The 25,502-nt window shown below is 65.2% G+C and carries 24 protein-coding genes; 8 read left to right on the top strand and 16 right to left on the bottom strand.

Features of this window, described 5'->3' with window-relative positions:
- Nucleotides 1–5 precede the first annotated feature (5 nt).
- From JQ603_RS35575 to cobS, 4 genes are read right to left on the bottom strand one after another with little or no spacing between them, the layout of a single operon-like run.
- Nucleotides 6–1,076: an esterase-like activity of phytase family protein gene (locus tag JQ603_RS35575; protein WP_212347491.1), complete on the bottom strand. Its 1,071-nt coding sequence runs from the start codon at nucleotides 1,074–1,076 to the stop codon at nucleotides 6–8.
- Entirely contained in the window at nucleotides 1,073–2,980 is a 1,908-nt protein-coding gene (gene cobT, locus JQ603_RS35570; protein WP_212347488.1) for a cobaltochelatase subunit CobT, read from the bottom strand. Before cobT ends, JQ603_RS35575 begins: the two co-directional genes overlap by 4 nt.
- Nucleotides 2,977–3,387 (bottom strand): GNAT family N-acetyltransferase, encoded by a 411-nt coding sequence (locus tag JQ603_RS35565; RefSeq protein WP_212347485.1) that lies wholly within the window; start codon nucleotides 3,385–3,387, stop codon nucleotides 2,977–2,979. The genes cobT and JQ603_RS35565 overlap by 4 nt, the downstream gene beginning before the upstream one ends.
- A 3-nt stretch (nucleotides 3,388–3,390) precedes the next feature.
- Nucleotides 3,391–4,389, bottom strand: coding sequence for a cobaltochelatase subunit CobS (cobS, locus tag JQ603_RS35560; protein ID WP_172786549.1), 999 nt, complete (start codon nucleotides 4,387–4,389; stop codon nucleotides 3,391–3,393).
- 295 nt (nucleotides 4,390–4,684) lie between these two features.
- On the opposite strand from cobS, the gene JQ603_RS35555 reads away from it, so the two are divergent.
- Complete coding sequence (locus JQ603_RS35555; protein ID WP_212347482.1) at nucleotides 4,685–5,338, top strand: DedA family protein; 654 nt, start codon at nucleotides 4,685–4,687, stop codon at nucleotides 5,336–5,338.
- A 180-nt stretch (nucleotides 5,339–5,518) separates the two neighbouring features.
- Here JQ603_RS35555 and JQ603_RS35550 read toward each other — a convergent pair whose 3' ends face one another.
- A complete protein-coding gene (locus JQ603_RS35550; RefSeq protein ID WP_212347479.1) occupies nucleotides 5,519–6,736 on the bottom strand; it encodes a citrate/2-methylcitrate synthase in 1,218 nt (405 codons plus the stop codon).
- 83 nt (nucleotides 6,737–6,819) lie between these two features.
- On the opposite strand from JQ603_RS35550, the gene JQ603_RS35545 reads away from it, so the two are divergent.
- Nucleotides 6,820–7,914, top strand: a complete 1,095-nt coding sequence (locus JQ603_RS35545) for a citrate synthase/methylcitrate synthase (protein ID WP_212347476.1) — start codon at nucleotides 6,820–6,822, stop codon at nucleotides 7,912–7,914.
- Nucleotides 7,915–8,082: 168 nt separating this feature from the next.
- Here the strand turns inward: JQ603_RS35545 and JQ603_RS35540 are convergent, their stop codons facing one another.
- Nucleotides 8,083–8,715, bottom strand: a complete 633-nt coding sequence (locus tag JQ603_RS35540) for a J domain-containing protein (protein WP_018643492.1) — start codon at nucleotides 8,713–8,715, stop codon at nucleotides 8,083–8,085.
- Between the two features lie 105 nt (nucleotides 8,716–8,820).
- Here JQ603_RS35540 and JQ603_RS35535 point away from each other — a divergent pair, with 105 nt between their 5' ends.
- The gene (locus tag JQ603_RS35535; RefSeq protein ID WP_433996671.1) at nucleotides 8,821–9,090 is read left to right on the top strand and encodes a BolA family protein; all 270 of its coding nucleotides are present in this window, start codon (nucleotides 8,821–8,823) and stop codon (nucleotides 9,088–9,090) included.
- Nucleotides 9,091–9,120: 30 nt separating this feature from the next.
- Here the strand turns inward: JQ603_RS35535 and JQ603_RS35530 are convergent, their stop codons facing one another.
- From JQ603_RS35530 to JQ603_RS35520, 3 genes are all read right to left on the bottom strand, one after another.
- Complete coding sequence (locus JQ603_RS35530) at nucleotides 9,121–10,425, bottom strand: HlyC/CorC family transporter (RefSeq protein ID WP_212347470.1); 1,305 nt, start codon at nucleotides 10,423–10,425, stop codon at nucleotides 9,121–9,123.
- Nucleotides 10,426–10,519: 94 nt separating this feature from the next.
- A complete protein-coding gene (gene aroB / locus JQ603_RS35525) occupies nucleotides 10,520–11,668 on the bottom strand; it encodes a 3-dehydroquinate synthase (RefSeq protein ID WP_212347467.1) in 1,149 nt (382 codons plus the stop codon).
- Nucleotides 11,665–12,288 (bottom strand): shikimate kinase, encoded by a 624-nt coding sequence (locus tag JQ603_RS35520; RefSeq protein WP_212347462.1) that lies wholly within the window; start codon nucleotides 12,286–12,288, stop codon nucleotides 11,665–11,667. Before JQ603_RS35520 ends, aroB begins: the two co-directional genes overlap by 4 nt.
- A gap of 169 nt (nucleotides 12,289–12,457) precedes the next feature.
- Here JQ603_RS35520 and JQ603_RS35515 point away from each other — a divergent pair, with 169 nt between their 5' ends.
- The 4 genes from JQ603_RS35515 (at nucleotide 12,458) to JQ603_RS35500 (ending at nucleotide 16,800) form a co-directional block, all read left to right on the top strand.
- Nucleotides 12,458–12,604 carry a hypothetical protein gene (locus tag JQ603_RS35515; protein ID WP_035669499.1) on the top strand — a complete coding sequence of 49 codons (147 nt, stop codon included), beginning with the start codon at nucleotides 12,458–12,460 and terminating at the stop codon, nucleotides 12,602–12,604.
- A 17-nt stretch (nucleotides 12,605–12,621) separates the two neighbouring features.
- The gene (xerD, locus tag JQ603_RS35510) at nucleotides 12,622–13,581 is read left to right on the top strand and encodes a site-specific tyrosine recombinase XerD (RefSeq protein WP_212347460.1); all 960 of its coding nucleotides are present in this window, start codon (nucleotides 12,622–12,624) and stop codon (nucleotides 13,579–13,581) included.
- 221 nt (nucleotides 13,582–13,802) lie between these two features.
- Nucleotides 13,803–14,765, top strand: a complete 963-nt coding sequence (locus tag JQ603_RS35505) for an acetyl-CoA carboxylase carboxyltransferase subunit alpha (RefSeq protein WP_212347457.1) — start codon at nucleotides 13,803–13,805, stop codon at nucleotides 14,763–14,765.
- A gap of 511 nt (nucleotides 14,766–15,276) precedes the next feature.
- Complete coding sequence (locus tag JQ603_RS35500) at nucleotides 15,277–16,800, top strand: L,D-transpeptidase family protein (RefSeq protein ID WP_245004072.1); 1,524 nt, start codon at nucleotides 15,277–15,279, stop codon at nucleotides 16,798–16,800.
- Nucleotides 16,801–17,129: 329 nt separating this feature from the next.
- Here the strand turns inward: JQ603_RS35500 and JQ603_RS35495 are convergent, their stop codons facing one another.
- The 7 genes from JQ603_RS35495 to JQ603_RS35465 all read right to left on the bottom strand — a co-directional run bounded on the left by JQ603_RS35495 (nucleotide 17,130) and on the right by JQ603_RS35465 (nucleotide 24,616).
- A complete protein-coding gene (locus JQ603_RS35495) occupies nucleotides 17,130–17,825 on the bottom strand; it encodes an ABC transporter ATP-binding protein (protein ID WP_212347451.1) in 696 nt (231 codons plus the stop codon).
- Nucleotides 17,818–18,549, bottom strand: coding sequence for an ABC transporter ATP-binding protein (locus tag JQ603_RS35490; protein ID WP_212347448.1), 732 nt, complete (start codon nucleotides 18,547–18,549; stop codon nucleotides 17,818–17,820). Before JQ603_RS35490 ends, JQ603_RS35495 begins: the two co-directional genes overlap by 8 nt.
- Nucleotides 18,539–19,630 (bottom strand): branched-chain amino acid ABC transporter permease, encoded by a 1,092-nt coding sequence (locus tag JQ603_RS35485; RefSeq protein ID WP_212347445.1) that lies wholly within the window; start codon nucleotides 19,628–19,630, stop codon nucleotides 18,539–18,541. The genes JQ603_RS35490 and JQ603_RS35485 overlap by 11 nt, the downstream gene beginning before the upstream one ends.
- A gap of 6 nt (nucleotides 19,631–19,636) precedes the next feature.
- Nucleotides 19,637–20,854 carry a substrate-binding protein gene (locus JQ603_RS35480; protein ID WP_212347443.1) on the bottom strand — a complete coding sequence of 406 codons (1,218 nt, stop codon included), beginning with the start codon at nucleotides 20,852–20,854 and terminating at the stop codon, nucleotides 19,637–19,639.
- A 4-nt stretch (nucleotides 20,855–20,858) separates the two neighbouring features.
- On the bottom strand, nucleotides 20,859–21,716 hold the full coding sequence (locus JQ603_RS35475) for a branched-chain amino acid ABC transporter permease (protein WP_100235671.1): 858 nt from the start codon (nucleotides 21,714–21,716) through the stop codon (nucleotides 20,859–20,861).
- Nucleotides 21,717–21,752: 36 nt separating this feature from the next.
- On the bottom strand, nucleotides 21,753–23,267 hold the full coding sequence (locus JQ603_RS35470; protein ID WP_212347440.1) for an amidase: 1,515 nt from the start codon (nucleotides 23,265–23,267) through the stop codon (nucleotides 21,753–21,755).
- A 164-nt stretch (nucleotides 23,268–23,431) separates the two neighbouring features.
- Nucleotides 23,432–24,616: a substrate-binding domain-containing protein gene (locus JQ603_RS35465; RefSeq protein ID WP_212347437.1), complete on the bottom strand. Its 1,185-nt coding sequence runs from the start codon at nucleotides 24,614–24,616 to the stop codon at nucleotides 23,432–23,434.
- A gap of 179 nt (nucleotides 24,617–24,795) precedes the next feature.
- Between JQ603_RS35465 and JQ603_RS35460 the strand changes: the two genes are divergently transcribed.
- Nucleotides 24,796–25,239, top strand: a complete 444-nt coding sequence (locus JQ603_RS35460; protein WP_212347434.1) for a MarR family winged helix-turn-helix transcriptional regulator — start codon at nucleotides 24,796–24,798, stop codon at nucleotides 25,237–25,239.
- Nucleotides 25,240–25,502: the final 263 nt, after the last annotated feature.

The raw sequence follows: 25,502 nt of genomic DNA, 5'->3' as shown, positions 1-25,502 counted from the left end.
TGCGTCTACTCCACCAGCGTGAACTGCAGCAGCAGCGTGCGCTGGAGCATCGAGAAATTATCGTCCGACACCAGCGTCAGCACGGTCTCGCCTTCCGGCGTGACGTGGGCGTCGATGCCTTCCATGTTGTCGATCTCCTGGCCGAGATCGGCCTTGAACAGCGCGGGGCCGTCGACCACCGCGCCCGGCGCGATCGATTTCAGCGGGATCGAGCGGATGCGGATGTCGACGCCGGTGAACCAGGAGAATTTGCGTTCGAGGATCAACAGCTCGCCGGAGGGCAACAGCACCGCGTCGCTGATGTCGAATTTCTCGGTACGGCGCACGCTGAACTGGCCGGGCGTGGGGCCGCCGATCAGGAACGCGACCAGATTGCCGTCGGCGTCGAGCCCGCGTTCGGAGAACGCGATCAGGCTGCCGGCGAGAGGCTGGCCCTTCGGGACCAGGACCAGCGCTTCCAGGCCCTTGTTGTGCGGCAGCTTGCGAACGCCTGGCGGCACCGCGATCGGCTCGCCGCGGGCGCGGATGCCGCCTTTGGCAAAATCATAGCGCAGGATCTGGTTGACGCGCTCGAGCCCGACATAGACCAGATTGCCGTCGCGCGTCAGCGATTCCGAATCCCACCACATGCGCTTTTCGGTGATCGGCCGTCCCTCCGCGCCCAGCAGCGGCGCGGCCTCGACATCGTCGAGCCCGGCCATCTTGCCGCCGGAATAACGGATGCGGCCGGTGAACCAGCCGCCCTGGTCGGAGATCGCGAGGAAGCGCTCACCTTTCGCATCGAGCCGGATGCCGGACAGGCCGCCAAAACCGCGATAGGACGAGGTCAGCACCAGGCCGCTGCGGTAGTCCAGCGAGCCGAAGCGCGTGCGCGAGCGGTCGCGCGGCTCGAAATTCGGGATGGGGCGCGCATTGACCTCGAGGCTGACGGGCTCAGCGACGGCATGCTCGACCTGGAGCGGGCGCGGGGGCGGCTCGGTCGTGGCTTGCGCCTGCGCAAGGCGCGATAGTGCAAGAGTGGAAAATCCCGCCGCCGCGTGGCCAAGAAAGCTGCGGCGGGATGGATGCGTGCTCACGAATGCAGTTTGCGTCGCGGGCGACCGGCCGGCTGGGTTGGTACAGTGTTGGTCTCGCTGAACAGCTCGGCGAGCTTTTCGGTGATGGCGCCGCCGAGTTCTTCCGCGTCCACGATCGTCACCGCACGGCGGTAGTAGCGCGTGACGTCATGGCCGATGCCGATCGCGATCAGCTCGACCGGCGAGCGGGTCTCGATCTCCTCGATGATGTGGCGCAGGTGCCGCTCGAGATAGTTGCCGGGATTGACCGACAGCGTGGAATCGTCGACCGGCGCACCGTCCGAGATCATCATCAGGATCTTGCGCTGCTCGGCCCTCGCCAGCAGGCGCTTGTGCGCCCAGTCCAGCGCCTCGCCGTCGATGTTCTCCTTGAGGAGACCCTCGCGCATCATCAGGCCAAGGTTTTTCCGCGCACGACGCCACGGGGCATCGGCGGACTTGTAGATGATGTGACGGAGATCGTTGAGACGGCCGGGATTGGCCGGCTTGCCGGCGGCAAGCCACGCCTCACGCGATTGCCCACCCTTCCAGGCGCGCGTGGTGAAGCCCAGAATCTCGACCTTGACGCCGCAACGCTCCAGCGTGCGCGCGAGGATGTCGGCGCAGGTCGCGGCGACCGTGATCGGGCGTCCGCGCATCGAGCCGGAATTGTCGAGCAACAGCGTCACGACGGTGTCGCGGAACGTCGCCTCCTTCTCGTGCATGAAGGACAGCGGATGATAGGGATCGGTGACGACGCGCGACAGGCGCGCGGGGTCCAGAATGCCCTCTTCGAGATCGAACTCCCAGGCGCGGTTCTGCTGCGCCATCAGGCGGCGCTGCAGCCGGTTGGCGAGCCGGGCGACGATGCCTTGAAGATGCGCGAGCTGCTTGTCGAGATAGGCGCGCAGGCGCTCCAGCTCGTCATGGTCGCAGAGGTCCTCGGCGGCGATGACCTCGTCGAATTTCGGCGCGAAGGCGTGATATTCCGGCCCACGCGGCTCGTTCCTGCCATGCGCGTTCGGACGCGTCGCCTCGCCCGGCGTCTCGTCGTCGCCGAGCTCGCCGTCGTCGAAGGTATCGGAGGTCGAGGCCTGCGCGCTTTCCATCGCGCTCTCGCTCATCTCCTCCGAGGTCGCCTGCGCCTGGTCGGCGCTCATCTCCTGCGCGGCATCGGAATCAGGCGAGCCCTCGGCGCCGGACTGGTCGTTGTCGCCGTCCTGGTTCTCGTCGTTGTCCTCATTGTCCTCGCTGTCGGCGTTGCGCTCGTCGCCGAGCTCGAGCGCCGACAACAGATCATGCACGGCATCGCCGAACCTGGCCTGGTCCTCGACCACGCCGTCGAGCCGGTCGAGCCGCCTGCCGATCTTGTCTTCGAGAATGGGCCGCCAGAGATCGACCATCTTCTTCGCCGCCGTCGGCGGCGCCATGCCGGTGAGGCGCTCGCGCACCAGCATCGCCAGCGCATCGGCCAGCGGCGCATCGGCGCGGTCGGTGATCTCGTCGAACTTGCCGCGATGGAAATGGTCGTCGAGCATCGCGGTGAGGTTTTTCGCAACGCCCGCCATGCGGCGCGCGCCGATCGCCTCGACGCGAGCCTGCTCCACCGCCTCGAACACGCCGCGCGCCTGCGGATTGCCGGGCATCAGCTTGCGGTGAACCTTGGGATCGTGACAGGCGATCTTGAGCGCGATGGAATCGGCGTGGCCGCGCACGATGGCAGCATCGCGCTTGGTCATCTTGCGCGCGGGCTCCGGCAGCCGCGCCTTGCCGGGCGCAAGGCCCGGCCGCTCGGCCGCGAAGCTGACATCGAGCTCGGGCGACTTGGCGATCGCCTTGAGGCAGGAGGCGACCGAGCGCTTGAACGGCTCGGTCGGCGCTTCCTTGCTGTTACGGAATTTGGAGTTGGATGATGATGTGCTCATAGCGACTTCGTAAACGAATGGCGCGTCACGCCGCCGGGATAGCCGTCGATGGTGCCGAATTCATCGTACCCGCAGGTACGATAGAAGCCCGGCGCCTGGAAACTCATCGTATCGACATGGACCCGGATCGCGCCGAGCCGTCTTGCCTCGTCCTCGATCGCCGCGATCAGCTTCGTGCCATGCCCCTTGCCGCGCTGCTTCTGGTCGATCCAGAAATACTGGATGAACAGAACCGTGGACCAGAGGTGCCCGACGATGCCGCCGACGATCTTGCGGCCGTCCTTCAACGACACCGCGATGCTCTTGACCTTCTGCTTGCCAAACTTCTCGTCGTTGTAAGCGCCGAGCCCGGCGAGCACAGCCTTCTTGGTGGTACCAATGGTGCGCTCGACGGAGATGGTTGGCATGGCCTAGCTGAGCGCCACGTTGACTGCCGATTCCGGCAGCTCCGCGTTGAAGCAGCGCTGGTAGAACTCGGCGACCAGCGGACGCTCGAGCTCGTCGCACTTGTTGAGGAAGGTGACGCGGAAGGCGAAGCCGATATCGCCGAAGATGTCGGAGTTTTCCGCCCAGGTGATCACCGTGCGCGGGCTCATCACCGTCGACAGATCGCCATTGGCGAAGGCGTTACGGGTGAGATCGGCAAGGCGGACCATCTTGTTGACGATGTCGCGGCCTTCCTGGGTGCGATAGTGCTTGGCCTTGGCCAGCACGATCTCGACTTCCTCGTCATGGCTGAGATAGTTCAGCGTGGTGACGATCGACCAGCGGTCCATCTGGCCCTGGTTGATCTGCTGGGTGCCGTGATAGAGGCCGGAGGTGTCGCCGAGGCCAACCGTATTCGCCGTGGCGAAAAGCCGGAACGCCGGGTGCGGCTTGATCACCTTGTTCTGGTCGAGCAGCGTCAGGCGCCCCGAGACTTCGAGCACGCGCTGAATCACGAACATCACGTCCGGGCGGCCGGCGTCGTATTCGTCGAACACCAGCGCGACGTTGTTCTGCAGCGCCCAGGGCAAAATGCCGTCGCGGAATTCGGTGACCTGCTTGCCGTCGCGGACCACGATCGAGTCCTTGCCGACGAGGTCGATACGGCTGATGTGGCTGTCGAGGTTGACGCGCACGCAGGGCCAGTTCAGGCGGGCGGCGACCTGCTCGATATGGGTGGATTTGCCGGTGCCGTGATAGCCGGTCACCATCACGCGGCGGTTGCGGGCGAAGCCGGCGAGAATGGCGAGCGTGGTGGCGCGGTCGAAGCGATAATCGGAATCGACTTCGGGCACGTGAGGATCGACTTCGGAATAGGCCGGCACTTCGAGATCGCTGTCGATCCCGAACACCTGGCGGACCGACACTTTCATGTCGGGCTGACCGGAAACTTCCTCAACTTTGGACAGGGCGGCGGTCGTCATCAATCCTCCGAGGTCCCGGGCGATCCCGAGACCAGTTATTGCACGTTGGCTGCGGCTGGGTGCGGGTGCGAACCTATCAGAGACAACGTGCCGGCAGAAGCCCGCCCCTCAATCAAAGTTCCGTTGTCTTTTCATTTAGATAGGTGAGGAACGCAGTTTTTGGAGGGCTGCCTTGCGAATCACGCTCGAATTTCGGGCGGGGTAACGGGGCTGCCCACGCAAATGGCACTTTCACCGCCTCTCCTGACTTATGTAGGGTCCAAACCGAAAAGCCCTAGCCCGCCACAGAGACGACGTGACGTCCTTCCTCGATCCCCTCATCGCCTTCGTCTCGGCCCATGCGTGGCTGGCCTATCTGACCCTGTTCCTGGCGGCCCTTCTGGAGGCCGTGCCGGTGGTGGGATCGGTGATCCCCGGCTCGACCATCATCCTGGCGCTCAGCGCCCTGATTCCGGGCGGCGAACTGAAATTGCCATGGGTGCTGCTGGCGGCCGCGCTCGGCGCGGTGCTCGGCGACGGCTCGGCCTACTGGATCGGGCACCGGCGGCAGCGCGAAATCCTCAGCACCTGGCCGCTGACCAACTATCCCCGCGTGGTCGAGGAGAGCGAGAGTTTCTTCCACCGCTTCGGCACCTGGGCCGTGTTCTTCGCCCGCTTCGTGCCGCCGATCCGCGCCTTCGTGCCGGTGACCGCCGGCGCACTCGGCATGGCGCCCGCAAGATTCTATGCGGTGAACATCCCGGCGATCCTGGTCTGGGCCCCCGCCCATGTGCTGCCGGGCGTGCTGGCGGTGACGGCGCTGCACGAATATGCCGGGCTGCACCACCATGAGCATGTCGGCAAGCATATCTGGATGTTGAGCGTGGTCGGGTTTGCGATCGTGCTGGGCGTGGTGGTCTGGATCTATCGCCGGCGGAACGGTGGTGTCGCGGAACCGAAGCCGCGGTAGATTCTTCTTACCCTCCCCTGGAGGGGGAGGGTCGGCTCAGATTGAGCGTAGCGAAATGTGAGCCGGGGTGGGGTGATCTCTCCACACGGGCACTGCTCATCGCGGAGAGACCGTCACCCCACCCCGCTCGCGCTTCGCGCGATCGACCCTCCCCCTCCAGGGGAGGGTGGCAGGCGGCACTTATCCCGTCCCCACCCGCCGCCCCGGCGCCGGGCCCACATACCTTGCCCGCGGGCGGATCAGCTTGCCGAACTGCAATTGCTCGCTGGCATGGGCGATCCAGCCGACGCTGCGGGCCATGGCGAACAGTGCGAGCTCGCTGCCGGCCGGCAGGCGTAAAGCGTGCACCAATACTGCGAGCGCGTAGTCGATGTTGACGAGCTCGCCGGTCGCCTCGACGATCCGCTCCGGCACTTCCTTGGTGAACTTGCGCGGCGCGCCGGCGCGCGACAGGGCATTCAGCAGCGATTGCGCACGGGGATCGCCGCGCTTGTAGACACCGTGGCCGAAGCCGGCAAAGCGCTCGCCGAGCGCGACGCGTTCGCGCACCACGGGCGCGACGTCGCGATCGACCAGCGTCTTGACCAGCTGCGAGGCCAGCACACCGGCGCCGCCATGCTTCGGCCCCTTCAGCGCGGCGAGGCCGGCGATCACGGAATCATAGAGGTTGAGGCCGGTCGAGGCCGCGCAGCGCGCGGTGAAGGTCGAGGCGTTCAATTCATGATCGGCGAGCAGAACCAGGGCGCGGCGGATCAGGTCGGGCGCATGCTTGTTATCGGGCGCCCAGGCACGCGCGACCTGCTGATGCAGCGGCTCGGCCGACGGCTCGGCATTGAGCACCGTCGCCACCAGCAGGCGAACGATGCGCGCGCCGACCATGGCGCGGCCGTCGGGGGCGCGGGTGAATGCGCGGGGATCAGCGCTGGTGGCGAGCGCCAGCACGGCGATGGCGCGGTCGATCGGCGCAGCGCGGCGCGCGGCCTCTGCGATGGCGCGCATCTCCGCGGATATCTCCGGCTGATTATCCGGCGCGAAGGGATCGACGCCGGCGACGTCCCAGAGCAGCGTCGCGGTGTGCTCCAGCGTGTCGTTCTCGGCGAGATCGACGCAATTGACGCCGCGATAGATCGCGCCGTCCTCGGTGATGGTCGAGATCTCCGTGTCCATCACCGGCAGGTCGGCATCGAAGCTGCGCAGGCCGCGCGGCTCCGGCGACGGCACCCGGCGCTCCTTCAGGGCGCGGACGTCCTCGGCGCGGTAGCGATTTTTCCGCGAGTCCGGCGTCGGCTCGGAGCGGATCAGGCCGCGGCTGACATAGGCGTAGAGGGTGGCCGGCGAGATCGCGAGCTCGGCGGCGGCCTCCCGGGCGGAGAGGTAGAGGCCTTCCGAATTTTTCATATTGATTTATGTAATCAAGATTGATCAATCTGTCGAGAGGCCCGACCTTTCCCCTGCGTGCAATACAAAAGGGAGATTGGGCCATGAACATCCACCTCACCAAAAGCCAGATCGGGCTGGACGGCGTTCCCGCGGCCGAGACCGTGCTGAGCCATGTCGACGGCGAGCGCGGCGAGCTGATTATCGCCGGCGAGCATGTCGGCCGCCTCGCCGCCAAATCGAGCTTCGAGGGCGTCACCGCCCGGCTCTGGAACGGCGCCAGCAAGACGACCTTGAGCGAAGCCAATGTGCGGGCGAGCCTGGGCACCGCGCGCGAGCGCGCCTTCGCGCGGCTGGACGAGTTGCTGCCGGCGACGCGCGGCATGGGCATCGTCGACGGGTTTCGCGCGGCGGTCGCGGGCCTTCGCGCCGAGCACGGCCTCGAACATGAAGCGACCATCGTCGGCGCGTTCCCGGTGATCGCGGGCGCGCTGGTCCGCCGCGCCAAGGGGCTCGAGCCGGTCGCGCCCGATCCGAATGTGAGCCATGCCGCCGACACGCTGCGCATGCTGCACGGGCGCTCGCCCGCAGCGCGCGAGGTCACGGCGCTGGACGCCTACCTCGTCACCGCCAGCGACCACGGCATGAACGCCTCGACCTTCACCGCGCGCGTGGTGGCCTCGACGCAGGCTGACCTGTTTGCTGCGGTCACCGCGGGTTATTGCGCGCTCACGGGTCCGCTGCATGGCGGCGCGCCGGAACCGGTGCTGGAAATGCTGGATGCGATCGGCTCGCGCGAGCGCATCCAGCCCTGGGTGGATGCGGCACTGGCGCGTGGCGAGCGGATGATGGGCTTTGGCCACCGCGTCTATCGCGTGCGCGACCCGCGCGCCGACGTGCTCAAGACCGCGGTCGAGGCGCTGGCGTCCAACGGCACCGACCTGCCGTTCGCCGGCGAGGTCGAGGCCTATATCCGCAGCGCGCTGCGCAAGAAGAATCCGGACCGGCCGCTGGAGACCAATGTCGAGTTCTTCACCGCGATCCTGCTCGATGCGCTGGCGATTCCGCGGCAGGCGTTCACGCCGATCTTCGCGGTGGCACGTTCAGCGGGATGGACCGCGCATGCGCGCGAGCAGCAGCGGACGGGGCGATTGATCCGGCCGAGCTCGTCCTATGTCGGGGCGATGCCGGAGATGTGAGGGATCGCGGATGTCTCCGCGAGCACGGAATTGTAGGGTGGGCAAAGGCGCACTTGCGCCGTGCCCACCATCTCTCTCGATCGCAAAAATGCGTGGGCACGCTTCGCTTTGCCCACCCTACGATACTGCGCTTGTCCGGGACGACACCAGAGAATGCCGAAGGAGACCTCAGGCCTCCCGCACCACCGTCTTCAGATAATTATACGCCTTGATGATCTCGATCAGGCGATCCTCGGTGGAGCGGTCGCCGCCGTTGGCGTCGGGGTGGTGCTGCTTGACCAGCGCCTTGTACTTGCTCTTGACGTCGGCGAGCGTGGCGTCGGGGCCGAGGCCCATGACCTGGAGCGCCTTGCGCTCGGCGTTCATCACCTTGCGCGTCTCGGCCTTGGGCTGGGCGTCCGGGCCCTTGCGCCAGTTGGCACGGCCGTTGATCTCGGAGAACATGCTGAATGGATCGGACGCCATGTCGATCTCGGCTTCCGCACCCTTCTTGCCGCCATTGGCGCCCATCTTCCAGGTCGGGCGGTGGCCGGTCAGCGCGTCCTTCTGGTAGCGCGCGACGGCGTCGGCATTCATGCCGGAGAAGAAATTGTAGTTCTGGTTGTACTCGCGCACATGGTCGAGGCAGAAGTGCCAGTACTCGCGCTGGTTCTCGCGGCCCTTCGGCGCGCGATGCGCGCCCTTGTTCGCACAACCCGCCCACTCGCAGTTGACCACGGTGTCGCGCGGCTTCACTTCCGGCTGCTTGCCTCGCGGCTTCACGCGGATGGAGTCGAAGAACTTTGATGAATCGATCGGCATGGCTGACTTTGACTACGCAATGCAAAAACCTTCAAGTCTTGACATTGCAATTAGCATGACACCCCGGAGATTGACGGGGCACGATGACGCGCTTTAATGGCGCTCATGGTTATGAAAGATACTATCAGCAACAAGTTGCAGGAAGCTTTCACCCCGGAAAGCCTCAAAGTCGTCGACGAGTCACATTTGCATGAGGGCCACGCCGGTCATCGACCGAGCGGCGAGACGCACTTTCGTGTTTATATCGTGTCTGATGCCTTCAAAGGGAAGACCCGGGTCGAGCGCCATCGCATGATAAATTCGGCGCTGGCCGCGGAACTTTCCGGCAGCGTGCATGCGCTCGCGATCCACGCGCAGGCGCCGGGGGAAGGTTGAAGCTCTTCACCCTCCCCTGGAGGGGGGAAATCAAAACGACGTTCCGGCCCTTCTCGGCCTGGGTTCTTCCAGCTCCGCCTCGCGCGGCACCGGTGAAATACGGAGCGCAGTGATGCGGTTGCGTTCGCGGCGGAGGACGCGGAAGCGGAAGCCGTGGAAGGTGAAACTCTGGCCGCGGTCGGGGATCGAGCGCGCCTCGTGAATGACGAGGCCGGCGACCGTGGTTGCCTCCTCATCGGGCAGGTGCCAGTCCATGGCGCGGTTGAGGTCGCGGATCGGCACCGAGCCGTCGACAACGACCGAGCCGTCCGGCTGGGCACGCACGCCGGCGACCACGACGTCGTGCTCGTCGGAGATGTCGCCGACGATCTCTTCCAGAATGTCTTCCAGCGTCACGAGACCTTCAACTTCGCCGTACTCATCTACGACGAGCGCGAAATGGGTCTTTCGGCGCCGGAACGCCTTGAGCTGCTCGGCGAGCGGCCGCATCTCCGGCACGAACCAGGGCGGCAGCGCGATGGTGGAGACGTCGATGCGCGAGGTGTCGCCGTCGGAGGCGCGGATCGCGCGCAACAGATCCTTGGCGTGCAGCACGCCGATGATGTTTTCCGGCTTCTCGCGCCAGAGCGGAATGCGGGTGTATTCGGTCGCCAGCACCTCGCGCACCAGGTCGTCCGGCGGCATGTCGGCGTTGATCATCATCATCTCGGTGCGATGGATCATGACGTCGGAGACCTGGAGCTCGCGCAAGTCCAGCAGGCCGCCGAGCATGTCGCGGTCCTGCTTCTCGACCTTGCCCTCGTGGTGCAGGAGGTCCACCGCGCCGCGCAGGCGCTCGGTCGGCGACAGGATTGCCTGGTGCTCGCCGGCGAGGCCGAACAGGCGCATCAGCAGGCGCACGATGACTTCGACGACCGTCAACAACGGCCCGAGCACATACATCGTCAGCCGCATCGGCCGCGCCACGGCGAGCGCGACGCGGTCGGGCGCGTTGATGGCGATGGTTTTTGGCAGGACTTCCGCGAAGATCACGACCAGCGCGGTCATCACGCCGGTCGCATAGAGCACGCCGACATCGCCGAACCAGGCCGTGAAGATGCCGGTGGCAAGCGCGGACGCCCCGATATTGGCGATGTTGTTACCGAGCAGCAGTGCACCGATCAGCCGCTCGCGCATGTCGAGCAGCTGGGAGACGACATCGGCCTCGTGATGACCTTGTTTCGACAGCCGCAGCATGCTGGCGCGCGAGGCGCCGGTCAGCGCGGTCTCGCTCGCGGCGAAGAACGCCGAGACCAGCAGGCAGAGGACGACGATGGTGAATCCGAGCCAGTCCATGCACCACTCTAGTTACGTCTGACGCGTTTTCCTGGCGCGAACCGGTATCCCCTTCGCTGGAAAACGCTTTAGCGAAATAAAGCTCAGCCGCGCATCAGGCCTTCTGCGCGAGCTTCTCTTTGAGGAAATCGCGCACCGGCGCCGGCTCGACGTCCTTCGCGATCACCGCGCGGCCCACGGCCTCCAGCAGGATGAAGGTGAGCTTGCCGCGCTTGACCTTCTTGTCCTGCGCCATCAGCGCCATCAGCGCGTCGGCGTCCGCAAGCCCCTCCTGCGCAAAGCCCGCGATGTCCTGCAGGCGCGTCGGCAGGCCCGCCTCAATGAGATGGCGCTCGACGCGCGCTGCGTCCGCCTCGCCGATCATGCCGAGCTTGGCCGAGAACTGCGCCGCGAGCGTCATGCCGATGGCAACGCCCTCGCCATGGAAGAGGCGGTCGGAGAAACCGGTCGCAGCTTCCAGCGCGTGACCGAAAGTGTGACCGAGATTGAGCAGCGCGCGCTCGCCGGTCTCGCGCTCGTCGCGCGAGACAACGCCGGCCTTGGCGCGGCAGGAGGTCGCGATCGCATGCTCGCGCGCCGATCCGCCCGTGAAGATGTCGGAATGGTTCTTTTCCAGCCAGCTGAAGAAGGCCTCGTCGCCGAGCACGCCGTATTTGGCGACCTCGGCATAGCCGGCGCGGAACTGGCGCGGTGACAGCGTGTCGAGCACGGCGGTGTCGGCGATGACCAGCACCGGCTGATGGAAGGCGCCAAGCAGATTCTTGCCCTGCGGCGAGTTGATGCCGGTCTTGCCGCCGACGGAGGAATCGACCTGCGCCAGCAGCGAGGTCGGCACCTGCACGAAATCGACGCCGCGGCGCAGGATCGCCGCGGCAAAGCCGGCGAGATCGCCGACCACGCCTCCGCCGAGCGCGATGACGAGATCGTTGCGCTCGATCTTCGCGGCGATCAGGGCTTCGCTGACCTTTTCGAGGCCGGCATAGGTCTTGGAGATCTCGCCTTCCTCGACGACGATGCGCGAGGTCGGAATGCCGGCGGCCGCAAGAGATGCTTCGGTCGGCTCGAGCCAGTGCTTTGCCACCGTTCGGTCCGTCACGATGGCCGTGCGGACGCCGGGCCGCAGCGCGGCGACCCGTTCGCCGAGCGAAGCCAGCACGCCGCGGCCGATGACGATGTCATAGGCGCGGTCGCCGAGCGCGACGTCGACGTTGACGGGATCGGAATGTTTCAACGGCGCGGTCATCGTGCGGCACTCGCAACATCGGCAGGTGGTGGAGCGGACTGTTCGCCGCAGAGATGGGCGCGCAGCGTCTCGATGCACTCCTCGACGATCTTGTCATGCGGCACGTCGCGCGAGGCGATCGTGAGGTCGGCCTTGCCATAGATCGGCTCGCGCTCGGTCAGGAGGCGCGTCACGGTCCCCTCGGGGTCGGCGGTCTGGAGCAGCGGACGGTCGGCACGGCGACGCACGCGGCGCATGATGACGTCGTGGTCCGCCCTGAGCCAGATCGAGACCGCCTTGGCGGCGATGCGGGTCCGAGTCTCCTCGCGCATGAAGGCGCCGCCGCCGGTCGCCAGCACCACCGGGCCGCCCTCGAGCAGGCGTGCGATCACCCGGGCCTCGCCGTCGCGGAAATGCACCTCGCCATGGCGCTCGAAGATCTCCGGTATGGTCATGCCGGCCGCCGCCTCGATCTCGGTGTCGGCGTCGACGAAGGGCAGCTTGAGCCGCGCCGCCATGCGGCGGCCGATGGTGGATTTGCCCACCCCCATCATGCCGACGAGCACGATCGAGCGCGCACCCAGGGCCGACAGGATGTCGGCCTCAGGCGAAGCGGGAATCGGCAACGCGGCGTCGGACATAAATCTCAGCTCTAAATCTCGCTCGATCTGCCGCCAAAGGCGGCAGGGTTTGGCCACCTATACGACCCCGCAGGGGCCCTCGCCAGAGGACTCTTGCCACGAAACGGCGAACATGTTGGATGATTTCATTGGTTAATTCGCCCGCCTGGACCTCAGGAACCTTTGCACGATGCCCAGCCTGTTCCGCTTCCTGACGGTCGTCGCCGTGATCGCCGGCATCGTCTATGGCGTTGTGTTCGCGCTGGCGAACTTCGTGAACCCGAAGCCGCGGGAAATGACGGTGACGATCCCGCCGGATAAGTTTCTCAAGAAATAGCAGCTAGGCTCCGGGGCATGCCTGCAAAGCCCTCCGATACCAAGCTCACCGGCCTGTTCCTCGACATGCTCGCGGCGGAACAGGGCGCCGGCCCCAATACGCTCGACGCCTACCGCCGCGACCTCACCGATTTCTCGGAATTTCTCGGCCGGGGCGGCCATACATTTGCGGACGCGGAAACGCAGACGCTGCGCGACTATCTCGCCGACCTCGACATGCGCGGCTTCAAATCCACCAGCGTCGCGCGGCGGCTGTCGGCAATGCGGCACCTCTACCGCTTCCTGCTCAACGAGCGCATTCGCGGTGACGATCCCGCGGCGATCCTGTCTGGCCCCAAGCGCGGCCGCGGCCTGCCAAAGGTGCTGTCGATCGCGGATGTCGACCGCATGCTCCGCCGCGCCAAGGAATTGAGCGAGGCGGAGGATGCCTCGCCGTCGAAGCGGCTGCGCTCTCTAAGGCTCTACTGCCTGCTCGAGGTGCTCTACGCCACGGGCCTGCGCGTCTCCGAACTGGTGGCGCTGCCGCGCTCGGCGGCCAAGCGCGATGCGCGCATGATCGTGGTGCGCGGCAAGGGCAACAAGGAGCGCCTGGTGCCGCTCAACGAGGCCTCGCGCCAGGCGATGGCGGATTACCTCGCCGCGACGGAGGCCGCGAAGGCGGAGAAAAAGAAAGACAGCCTCGCCGCCTCGAAATGGCTATTCCCCTCCTTCGGCGAGAGCGGACATCTGACGCGGCAGCACTTTGCCCGCGACTTGAAGGAGCTCGCGGTCGCCTCCGGCCTGCAGGCCCGGCTGGTCTCCCCGCACGTGCTGCGCCATGCCTTCGCCAGCCACCTGCTGCACAACGGCGCCGACTTGCGCATCGTGCAGACCCTGCTCGGCCATACCGACATCTCCACGACGCAGATCTACACCCATGTGGTCGAGGAGCGCCTCAAGAGCCTGGTGCGCGACCTGCACCCGCTGGCGGAGAAGTAGTTACTGCCCGTAGCCCGGATGGAGCGAAGCGTAATCCGGGCTACGGGCAACTCATGAAACCGCCTTGACTTCGGCCACATCTCCGCAGAAAGAGCCGGGGCCTCACGACTGATTTGGCTCCCTGCCACGAGCGCACAAGCCAACTCGTTGAAGAAGCTACACTTCTTTCCGTGACCCAACCTCGCTTCGCTTCTTTCGCCCCGTCCCCCTATACTGAGTTGATGCAAGACCAGATGCGCAGCTATCTCGACTTCGAAAAGCCCGTCGCCGAGCTCGACTCCAAGGTCGACGAATTGCGCGCGCTCGCCGCCACCGGCACCGACATCAGCGACGAGGTCGGCCGGATCGAGGACAAGGCGGCGCAGGCGCTGGCGGACCTCTATACGAACCTGACGCCGTGGCAGAAGACGCTGGTGGCGCGGCATCCGCAGCGGCCGCATTTCAACGATTTCATCAAGGGGCTGATCACCGAATTCACCCCGCTCGCCGGCGACCGCAAGTTCGGCGAGGACGAGGCGCTGGTCGCAGGCTTCGGCCGCTTCCGCGGCGAGCCGATCTGCGTGATGGGCCAGGAGAAGGGCGATTCCACCGAGAGCCGCATCCGGCACAATTTCGGCATGGCGCGCCCCGAAGGCTATCGCAAATGCGTTCGGCTGATGGAGATGGCCGAGCGGTTCGGCCTGCCGGTGCTGTCGCTCGCCGATTCCGCCGGCGCCTATCCCGGCATCGGCGCCGAGGAGCGCGGCCAGGCGGAAGCCATCGCGCGCTCGACCGATGCGTGTCTCGCGCTGACCGTGCCGAACGTCGCCATCATCACCGGCGAGGGCATGTCGGGCGGCGCCATCGCGATCACCACCGCCAACAAGGTCCTGATGCTGGAGCACGCCATCTACAGCGTGATCTCGCCGGAGGCGGCGTCCTCCATCCTCTGGCGCGACGGCACCAAGGCGCAGGAAGCCGCTAACAACATGAAGATCACCGCCCAGGACATGCTCCGCTTCGGGGTGATCGACCAGATCCTGAAGGAGCCGGTCGGCGGCGCCCACCGCGACCCCGCCGCCATGATCGCCACCACGGGCGAGGCCGTCGCCAAGGCCTTCGAGGAGCTCCAGGGCCTCGACGGCGACGCCATCCGCAAGCAGCGGCGGCAGAAATTCCTCGATATCGGCCGGAAACTGGGCTGATTCGCCTCGATTCCGGTCTCGTAGGGTGGGCAAAGCGAAGCGTGCCCACCATTCCGAGCCGTACGGGTAGCCAGATGGTGGGCACGGCGCTTCGCGCCTTTGCCCACCCTACGAGACCTTTCGGGCAGCCCCACCCACCCCCGGTAACGCCGCGTTAACCCTTTTTTTGCCCAAATCGGCGATCTCAGTGGCGGTTTGGCCGCAAGGCCCAAGTTCCGGCCCAGTTCCAAGTTACGCCCAGTTTAAGTCTCTGTTGACCACACCTTTGGGCCAACGCCCTCGTGATCCCCGCTCGGGTTGCGACCACATGACCCAGAGGTTAGAATTTTAATCAATGGCTTCAGGGCATAAGCGCTGGAGCGTGGTCTGAACGAGCCCGTCACGGCGGGTGGTTTTCCGGTCGGATCATGCTCCAAAAGAATTGGGGTTCGCGCTCTCTGCCCGGCACGGTGTGGGGTCCATCTTGATTTCTCGTTCGCTTGCTCGCGCGCTCTTGGCTTCGGTTGCGCTGATGACGGCCGGCGTCCTGCTGGCCGGCTGCGACACCGACCAGGTCTCGCTCGCGACCAACGCCAAGGCCAACCAGCCGGTGCCGCCAAAACTTCTCGCCGCGATGGTCGAGAAGAACATGGATCTGCAATCGCCGATCCTGGTGCGCCTGTTCAAGCAGGAGGCCGAGCTCGAGGTCTGGAAGCAGACCCGCAACGGCCAGTTCGCGCTGCTCAAGACCTATCCGATCTGCCGCTGGTCCGGCGACCTCGGCCCCAAGGTGCGCGAAGGCGACCGCCAGGCGCCGGAAGGATTCTACTCGATCAATCCGGGCCAGATGAATCCGCAGTCGGCCTATTACCTCTCCTTCAACACGGGCTATCCGAACGCGTTCGACAAGGCGCTGGGTCGCACCGGCTCGCAGCTGATGGTGCACGGCGACTGTTCTTCGCGCGGCTGCTACGCGATGACGGACGAGCAGATCGCGGAGATCTATTCGCTCGGGCGCGAATCCTTCTTCGGCGGCCAGAAGGCGTTCCAGCTGCAGGCCTATCCGTTCAAGATGACGCCGGTGAACATGGCCAAGCACCGGAACAATCCGAACATGGCCTTCTGGAAGATGATCAAGGAAGGCTACGATCATTTCGAGGTGACGCGGCAGGAGCCGAGGGTCGATTTCTGCGAGAAGAAGTACGTCTTCGACGCAACGAAGCCGGCCGACGCCAAGCGCGATCCGGTGTTCGACGCTTCGGCCAAGTGCCCGGCCTATGTGATCCCCGAGGACGTCGCCAGCGCCGTGCGCGAGAAGCAGGCGAAGGACGAAGCCGAATACGCAAGGCTCGTTGCCAAGGGCACGCCGATGGCGCGCATGAACACCGGCATCGACGGCGGCATGAACAAGATCTTCGCCGCCAAGATTCCGGAAGGCTCGACCGGCCTGTCGGAAGGCGCCGAAGGCACCACGCTGCAGATGCTGGCGATGGCGAAGGCGCCGGGCACGATCCCCGGACACGTCAATCCGCCCAAGCCGAACCTCGACGCCGCCGCGGTCGCGCCTGCGCCGCAGGAAGAGCCCGTCGTCGCCGTCAGCGCGCCCACGACCAACACCCGCGTCGCCGCGGCTCAGCCCGCCGAGAAATCGCAAGGCGGCGGCTTCTTCTCCAACCTCGGCCGCAAGATGGGCCTCGGCACCGCCGACACCACGGCGACGACGACGCCTCCGCCGCAAGCCACCGCGTCTGTCGCGCCGGCCACGACGTCCACGACGCCGCCGACCGCAGCGTCCCGCCTGAAGGCCGCAGTGACGCGCTTCGTGCCGGGGCACGACAAGTCCAAGGACGCAGCGAAGGACGCGCCGAAGCCGACTGTTGCCGCCGCCAAGCCGGCAGAGCCGCCGAAGCCGCAGCCCGACACGCGCCTCGCCCAGACCCGCCCTGCGTTGAAGCCGTCGGTGAGCGATGGCGCGGGTGAAGCGACGCAGATCATGGGAGCCGCACCGGTGGTGCAGTCAAACTCGTTCGACAGCCGCTTTGGGGCGGTGAAGTAAGCGCTTCCCCGCTTTCGTTTCGGCGCTTCTTCAATCGACAATATTTCCCCGTCATCCTGAGGTGGCCGCTTCTTCAGCGGCCCTCGAAGGGCGACGGCCCGGCTGCTAGCTCGGCCGTGCATCCTTCGAGGCTCGTGGCACGATGCGTTCGCATCGCGCCACTCGCGCCTCAGGATGACGGAATTGGCTGCACGTAGCCCGGATGAGCGCAGCGACATCCGGGAATGTCGCCGACGGTCCCCGCATGTCGCTTCGCTCATGCGGGCTACGGCAGTTGAGATGGGGCGAGAAGGCTGCGCCTCACTCACAAGCAAGAGGCAAATGGCTCACTACGGCGCCAGATACCGCATCAGCTCCGGATTGCCCCTCACCTCGCTCGCCGCGCCCTGTAGCGCGACTCTTCCGCGGTCCAGGACATAGGCATAATCAGCGACGCGCAGGGCCAGATCGAGGTGCTGCTCGACGATGATGACGGCGATGTCTTTCGCGAGCTCGATCAGGCGCTCCGTGATCTCCTCGATGACGCCGATCCAGACGCCTTCGGTCGGCTCGTCCAGCAGCAGCAGTTTTGGATCGCCTAACATGGCGCGGCCGATGGCGAGCATCTTGCGCTCGCCGCCGGAGAGGGTGCCGGCGGGCTGGTCGAGGCGCTGGCCGAGCTTTGGGAAGATGGTCAGCACGCGGTCGACGGCAGAGGCGTCCTTGCTCGCGAGCGAGCCGACGGCGAGATTGTCGCGCACCGACAGGCGCGCGAACACCGAATGCTCCTGCGGCACATAGCCGATGCCGGCGCGGACGCGCTCCTGGGTGGCGCGGCGGCTGATGTCGCGGCCGTCGAAGGCGACCTCGCCCTTCCACGCCGGCAGCTCGCCGACGATGGTCTTCATCAGCGTGGTCTTGCCGGCGCCGTTGCGTCCGAGCACGGCGACACCGCCGCGCCAGGGAATGCCCAGGGTGACGTCGAACAGGACCTGGCTGCGGCCATAGCCGGCGTCGAGATGCTTGATGTCCAAAAATTCAGGCACGGCGCAGATAGATCTCCTGGACGGATTTGTTGGCCTGGATCTCGGACACCGTGCCCGATGCCAGCACCTTGCCCTGGTCGAGCACGGTCAGGCGATCGCAGATGTCGCGGATGAAATCGAGGTCGTGCTCGACGATGACGAGCGAGCAATGTTCCTTGATCGGCTGCAGCAGCTCGCCGGTGACGCGGCGTTCCTCCAGGCTCATGCCGCCTGTCGGCTCGTCGAGCAGCAGAAGCTTCGGCTTGCCGGCCAGCGCCATGGCAATCTCCAGCCATTGCTGCTGGCCGTGCGAGAGCGCGGCGGCCGCATCGAAGGCACGATCGGCGAGACGGAACTGCGTCAGCATGGTCATGACCTGATCGTGCAACGCACCGCGTGTGCGCGAGAACACGAGGTCGAACAGCGAGGATTGCGCCTGCAGCGCCAGCAGGATGTTGTCGTAGAGCGTCAGCGTCGGCAGCACGCTGGTGATCTGGAATTTCAGGCTCATGCCGGCCCGCGCGCGCTCGGTCGGCGTGAACGCGGTGATGTCGGTGTTGACGAACGACACCTTGCCTTGCGTCGGCACCTCGGCGCCAGCGATGCACTTCATCAAGGTGCTCTTGCCGGAGCCGTTCGGGCCGATCAGGCCGTGAAACTCGTTCTCGCCGACGGTCAGCGCCGCGCCGTCGAGCGCGGTGAGCTTGCCGAAGACCTTCTTGATGCCGGCCGCTTCAAGGAGCATTGCGCTTCTCCTTGATCCTGGCACCAAAGCTGCCGACCCGTTCGCGCTCGCCCAAGACAAAACTGATCAGGCCAAGGGGCCGGAACAGGATCACGAGCAGCAGCAGCAATCCCAGAATGATCGGCCAGATATCGCGGTAATTGTCCGACAGCCAGAAGCTGACGCCCTCCACGATCACGGTGCCAATAACGGCGCCAATCAGCGTGCCGGAGCCGCCGAACAGCACGTAGAGCACGACCTGGGTCGAGACCACGACGCCGACCATGTTGGGCCAGACGAAGCCTTCGTGGAAGGCATAGAGACTGCCGGCAAGACCGGCGATGGCGCCGCCGATGGCGAAGATGATCGCCTTCAGGTGCTGCGCCTTGTAGCCGAAGAAGGCGATGCGCTGCTCGTTTTCGCGCAGGCCCGCGAGCGCAAGCCCGAACTGCGAGCGCACCAGGAAGCGGCAGAGCAGGTAGACGACGACGAGGATGCCGAGCACGAGATAATAGAAGGCCGGCCCTTCCGAGAACTCGTAGCCGCCGAGCGACATCGGTGCGATCGAGGGAATGCCGTTCTGGCCGCCGAGATAGTACCAGCCGCGCGCGAGGCGGTCGGCAGCGTAGGAGCCGGTGAGCGTGCCCAGCGAGACGAAGATCACGCTGGAGGGATGCCGGCCCAGCAGCAGGAAGCCGCCGAGCAAGAGCGCGAAGGTGAGACCGATCAACGTGCCCGCCGGCAACACCAGGAAGATGTTGGTGATGTCGAGATCGCGTGCGAGCAGCGCGACGCCATAGCCGGCCGAGCCGAAGAACAGGGCCTGGCCAAAGCTCATGATGCCGGCATAGCCCCAGACCAGATCGAACGACAGCGCGAACAGCGCGAGGATGATCACGCGCGTCGCGAACACGGTGAGATAGTCCTGCAGCACCAGCGGCGCGAGCAGCGCCGCGACCAGCACGACGCCCTCCACGATCGGCAGGACTTTTCGCACCGCGACGACTTTTGCCGCCGTTCGGCTGCCAGCCATGGCAGCCTGCGCTTCCCCGCCGATCTCGGCGGGGACCGCCTGCTTCACTGCGCCCATCGCTTTCGGCATTCTGCCTCAGCATTCCTTGGGATCGACGAGGCCGTTGCTGCGCGCGACGATCTCGTAGTTCCCGCCCTTGGCGACCGCGGTGTACATCTTCATCTTGCAGTGCCGCTTGCCCGGCACCATCTCGGCAGGTCCCCCGGGACCCTCGGCGATCTTGGCATGGTCGAGCGCAGCAGCGACCGATTCGCGATCGATCTTGCCGGCTTCCTTGACTGCGGCTTCCCACAGCTTCAGGCCGCGATAGGTGCCGGTCGCGGCGCTGCCGGCGGCGAACAGGAAGTTGCCCGGGAAATCCTTCTCGTAGGCCGCCTGAATCTTGGCGTCGAACGGGTTCTCCTTGGTCAGCACCTTGAAATAGTCGAGGCAGCTCGCAAGACCCTCGATCTCGGCGGCCTGATTGATGTTGAGCGTGTTCTCGTCGTAGTAGACACAGGCGAGACGCCCGCCGTTCTTGAGGAAGCCGGCTTCATAGAGCTGCTTGAAGAACGGGCCGACGCCCGGCGGAATGACGGTGTTGAAGACGACATCGACCTTGTTGGAGATGATGCGGTTGACGGTCGAGGAGAAGTCGACCTGGTCGAGCGGGTAGTATTCCTCGAACACGACCTCACCGCCATTGGATTCGATCACCTTGCGGGCATAGACGTTGAGCGTGTGCGGCCAGACGTAGTTGGCGCTCGGCAGCGCGAACTTCTTGCCGCCGTTCTTGATCAGCCAGGGAATGAATTCGTCGCACTGCTGAGCCGGCGTCGGGCCGGTGCAGAACAGATAGGGCGTGCACTCCTTGCCCTCGTAGAGCTGCGGATAGATGTAGAGCGTCTTGCCGCGCGCGACGATCGGATCCTTGATCGCGTTGCGCATCGAGGAGGTGATGCCGCCGAGCACCATGTCGACCTTGTCGCGCTGGATCAGTTTCCGCACGTTGCCGACGGCGACGGATTCGTTCGACGCGGTATCCTCGATGTAGAGCTCGAGCGGACGGCCGAGCAGGCCGCCGGCATTGTTGATCTCCTTGATCACCATCTTGGCGACATTGGCGTCGGCATTGCCGGCATAGGCGATCGGGCCGGTGAGGTCGGTGGCGATGCCGACCTTGATCGGCCCTTCCGCCGCGTTGGCCCAGTCGGCCGGAATTACCCAGCTGCCGACACCGGTCGCAACGGCGCCGGTGGCAAAGGCGAAATTGGACAGGAAGCGGCGGCGTGAAAGCTCAGGACGATCGAACATGTGACTAAACCCCTTTTCCAGCGATGAGGCCCTGCGGGCGGAATTTGATGAAGACAATGGCGAGCACGAAGACGAGGACGTCGGCGACGACAGGCGCCATCACCCATGGCAGTGCGGCACTCAGCGTGCCGATGACGCCGGCGCCCGCGACCGGCCCGATGAAGGAGCCGACTCCGCCGACCATCACCGCGACAAAGCCCTGGATGAGGAAGCGCAGGCCGAGATCGGCGAACAGGCTGAACACCGGCACGATCAGCGCGCCGGCAAGACCGGCGAGCGCGGCACCGAACGCAAAAGTGGCGCCGTAGATCAGCGGCGTCGAAATGCCGGAAGCACGCGCCAGCGACGGATTCTCCAGCGTGGCGCGGACGCGGAGGCCGAAGCTGGTGCGCGACAACAGCAGATAGCAGCCGCCCATCACCAGCAGCGTGATGACGATGATGGTGAAGCGCCAGGCCGAGATGTGCATGGCGCCGATGTCGATCGAGCCGCCGATCGGCTCGGGCACGGTCAGATAGAAGCCGCCGATCAGGCCGCGCACGGATTCGCGGATGATGAGGCCGAGCGCATAGGTGCCGAGCATGGCGACGATAGGCGCGGCGTAGAAGCGGCGAATGATCAACGCCTCCAAGACGAAGCCGAGAGCGCCGACCACGAAGGGCGCCGCGACCATGCCGGCCCAGATCGGCATTCCCTTGGCGTAGGCGAGGTAAGTGATGTAGGCCCCAAGCAGGACGAACTCGCCCTGCGCAAAGTTGAAGATGCCCATCATGCTGGCGATGATCCCGAGCCCCAGCACGATCAGGACGATGATCGCACCGAAGCTCAGGATCTCGAACGCCGCGACGAACGCGTTAGCCATGCGGTAGATTTCCGTCCGTCTGCATTGTTTCGCTTCTCACATCTTCTTCCAGTCACCGATCTGCTCGAAGGCATGGGCGGCGCGGTAGATGGTGGATTCCTCGAACATGCGGCCGACCAGCATCAGGCCGACCGGCAGGCCGTCGACCATGCCGCAGGGCAGCGACATCGCGGGGTGATGGGTGATGTCGAACGGCGCGGTGTTCGAGATCATCTCGAGCGCGCGCGCAACATATTCCTCGCGGCTGGCATTGGGCTCCGGCAGCTTGGTCGCCTTCATCGGCGTCGTCGGCAGCAGAAGCAGATCGTAATCCCCAAGCGCCTTGTCGTAGGCCGCGGTCAGGCGGCGGGAGATATTGAGCGCCTTGCCGTAGAAGCGTGGGCCGAAATTGTTGTTGATGTAGGTGCCGAGCATCATGAACAGCTTCGTGGTCTCGGACAGCGAGTCGGCCTGCCGGCGCCAGCCGCGATGAAAATCCATCAGCGAGGTCGAATAGAGATCGCCGCGGCTGAGGCCGTAGCCGTCGCCGAACATCATGGTCTGGGTCAGGCCTTCGGTGCCGATCGGGGTCCAGATCGCGCCGCCCAGGAGGTGCATCGGGATCGAGACGGTCTCGACGGTGGCGCCCAGATCCTTGAAGCGCTTTGCGGCCTCGCGCACGCTTTCATTCACCGCGGCCTCTGCGACCGGCTGCTCAAAACCTTCCTTGAGGATGCCGATCTTCATGCCCTTGACGCCCTGGCCGAGGGCCTTGGTGTATTCCTCGACCTTCGGCGCCTTGATGCGCGGATCGTAGCCGTCGTCTCCGGCGAGCACTTCGAGCAGCAGCGCGTTGTCGGCAACCGTCGCGGTCATCGGACCGGTATGGTCGACATAGATCTCGATCGGCATGATGCCGGTATAGGGTACGAGGCCCCAGGTCGGCTTCATGCCGTAAATGCCGCAGAACGAGGACGGCATGCGGATCGAGCCGCCCTGATCACCGCCGATCGCCATGTCGACCTCGCCGAGCGCGACCACGACGCCCGAGCCTGACGACGAGCCGCCGGCCGAGTACCCCATCTTGTGCGGATTATGCACGGGCCCGTAGGAGCCGGTGTGGCTGCCGCCGGACAGACAGAAATGCTCGCAATGCACCTTGCCCTTGATCTCGGCGCCGGCATCCAGCATGCGCGTGACGATGGTGGCATCGAAATCGGGCACATAGCCTTCCAGCGTCGACGAGCCGTTGGTCATGGGCACGCCGGCCAGCATGATGTTGTCTTTCAGCGCAATGGTCTTGCCCTTGAGCTTGCCGCTGGCGGCGCCCTTCACGGTCGACTTGCGATACCAGGCATTGCGCGGGTTCTCTTCGGCCGAGGGCCGATAGCCCGGCGTGCGCGGATATTTAACCTCGGGCAATTCGTCCGGCATCGCGGCAACGAGATTGTAGGCTTCGATCGAGCCCTGCATCAGGCCGCGGAACGATGCGACGTCGTCATCGGTGAGCGAAAGGCCGCATTGTTCGGCGACACTGCGAAGTTGGGCGGGCGTGGGAAGGACAACTGTCACGGAGCTCTCCTCTGAGGCTTCTTGATCCCTGGCATTGGACGGAAGCCGCTTGCTCGCGCCTGCACGGCGCGGGCCAACCGGCTTCACGTCGATATTACAGACGGAAATATTTTCCTTTTCAAGTATTATTTCGCAAGTCCGCTGCGGCTATCGGCAGCCGCCTCTCAGAGCGTCTTGATGATCTTGAAGTCGAGACCGTCGGCTTCAGCGAGGTACATCGGCATCTCGGCGCGGCCGTCGCGAAGCGTCACGGGGCCGCGGCCCGCCGTATAGACGGTGTTGCGCGCGGCCTTGAGCAGCGGACGGAAGGCCAGCGAGCCGGCGCGATTGGCGACGGATTCAAGGAAGCGCAATCCTTCATAGTTCGACTGACCGACGGAGCCGACCGGCGGCGCGTTGGCACCGAACATGGAATGATACGCGCTGAGGAACTCGTCATTGGCGCGCGAGACCATGCCGTTGAAATAGCCGGAGGCGCAGAACAAATTCTCGGTGTTGTCGGCGCCGATGCCGAGCAGCACGGTCTCGTCCATCGCACCGGCCAGCCGCAGCGTGGAGGTGGCAAGCCCCGCCTCGGCAAAGGCGCGGTTGAAGGTGATGCTGTCGGTGCCGATCAGCGAGATCAGCACCACATCAGGCTTGGCGGCGCGGATGCGCGCCAGATGCGGCTCGTGATTGTCCTCGCCGACAGGCACGAACTCCTCGCCGACGACCTGGCCGCCGGCCTCCTTGATGTAGCGCTTCACCGAACGATGCGACTGCCACGGCCAGACATAATCGCTGCCGATCAGGTACCAGCGCGCGGCCTTCTTGACGTCCGCCAGCCAGTGGATCGCCGGCCGGCTCTGCCAGCGCGGCGTCTCGCCGATCGCCATCACGCCCGGCGTGCGCTCGCCGCCCTCATAGACCGGGGTGTAGATGTAGGGGATGCGGTTGCCGGTGACCTTGCGCAGCGCGACGCGGACCGCGCTGATATGCGAGCCCATGATGAGGTCGACCTCGTCGAAGGCGATCGCCTGCTCGGCGCGGCGCACCACCTCATCGATGGGTCCGCCGGAATCGTAGATCGACAGCTCGAGCTCGCGGCCCAGAATGCCGCCGCGCTTGTTGATCTCGGCGACCGCCAGCATCGCACTGTTGGTGGAGGTCGGGCCCCAGATTCCGGGCGAGCCGGTGAAGGTGAGGAAATTGCCGATGCGCAGCTTGTTGCGCGCGCCGCGGCGCTTCATGAAATGCGCATCGACCGGAGACAGGTCGAAGTCAGCCGCCGATGACGACAGATTCCTGAACAGCAGGGACGGCGGCAACGCCGGGCCGCCGTGAGCCGGGAAGTTTACCGTCGCGCGCACGCCAACTCCTGTCTGGCACCAGACCTGAAAGCACATTGAGCAGGCGGCCGCGGCTTCCGCCCTTTTGTTGGGCAATGATCCTATTTTGAAAATATTGAATATTCAAGAATTGAAGTGCATATAGATGCAGCATTGATTGCAAGACATTCACTCATTTGGGTCAAGACGAAGTCTTAGCCGTGGCAAAACCGTCGAAAGAAAACACCCCGATCACCGAACATCTCGCTTACCTGCTCGCGCAAGCCAACCGGGAGATCAACCGGCAGCTGGAACTGCGCTTGAGCAAGGAGGGCGTTCCCGTCGAGCAATGGCGCATCCTGAAAGTGCTGTCGGATGGCAACGGCCATTCGATGGGCGAGCTTGCGGACGCGGTGCTGCTCAACCATCCAACGCTGACCAAGATGATCGACCGCATGGTCTCCGACACGCTGGTCTACCGCGTGCAGGACCCGAACGACCGCCGCAAGGTGCTGATGTTCATCTCCGACCGCGGCAAGGTGCTGTGCAAGAGGCTCAACTCGCTCGCGGTGGACCAGGAGGAGCACATCCTGGAGAGCTACGGCGACAAGTCGACGAGCGAACTCAAGCGGCTGCTGGAGAGCCTGATCGACAGCTCGAATTGAGCTGCGTGAATATCAATTCCATCGTCGTCCTGGACAAGCGAAGCTCGCGGCCACGCGCAGCGTTGTCGCGAGCGGAGCGCAGATCCAGGACCCATTGCCACCGCATTTGGTTTGACGAAGACTCGCGGTCGCCAGCGTCGCGCCACAACTTACTCTTGGGGTAATAGGTCCTGGCTTTCGCCAGGACGACGACGTGGGGCTAACTGCGCGCCACACCCTCAACTGTCATCGCCCGCGAAGGCGGGCGATCCAGTATTCCAGAG

It is taken from the genome of Bradyrhizobium liaoningense (assembly GCF_018130825.1).
Classification (GTDB): domain Bacteria; phylum Pseudomonadota; class Alphaproteobacteria; order Rhizobiales; family Xanthobacteraceae; genus Bradyrhizobium; species Bradyrhizobium liaoningense_B.
Note: the sequence above shows the minus strand (reverse complement) of the source record. Positions and strands in the feature narration are given on the sequence as shown.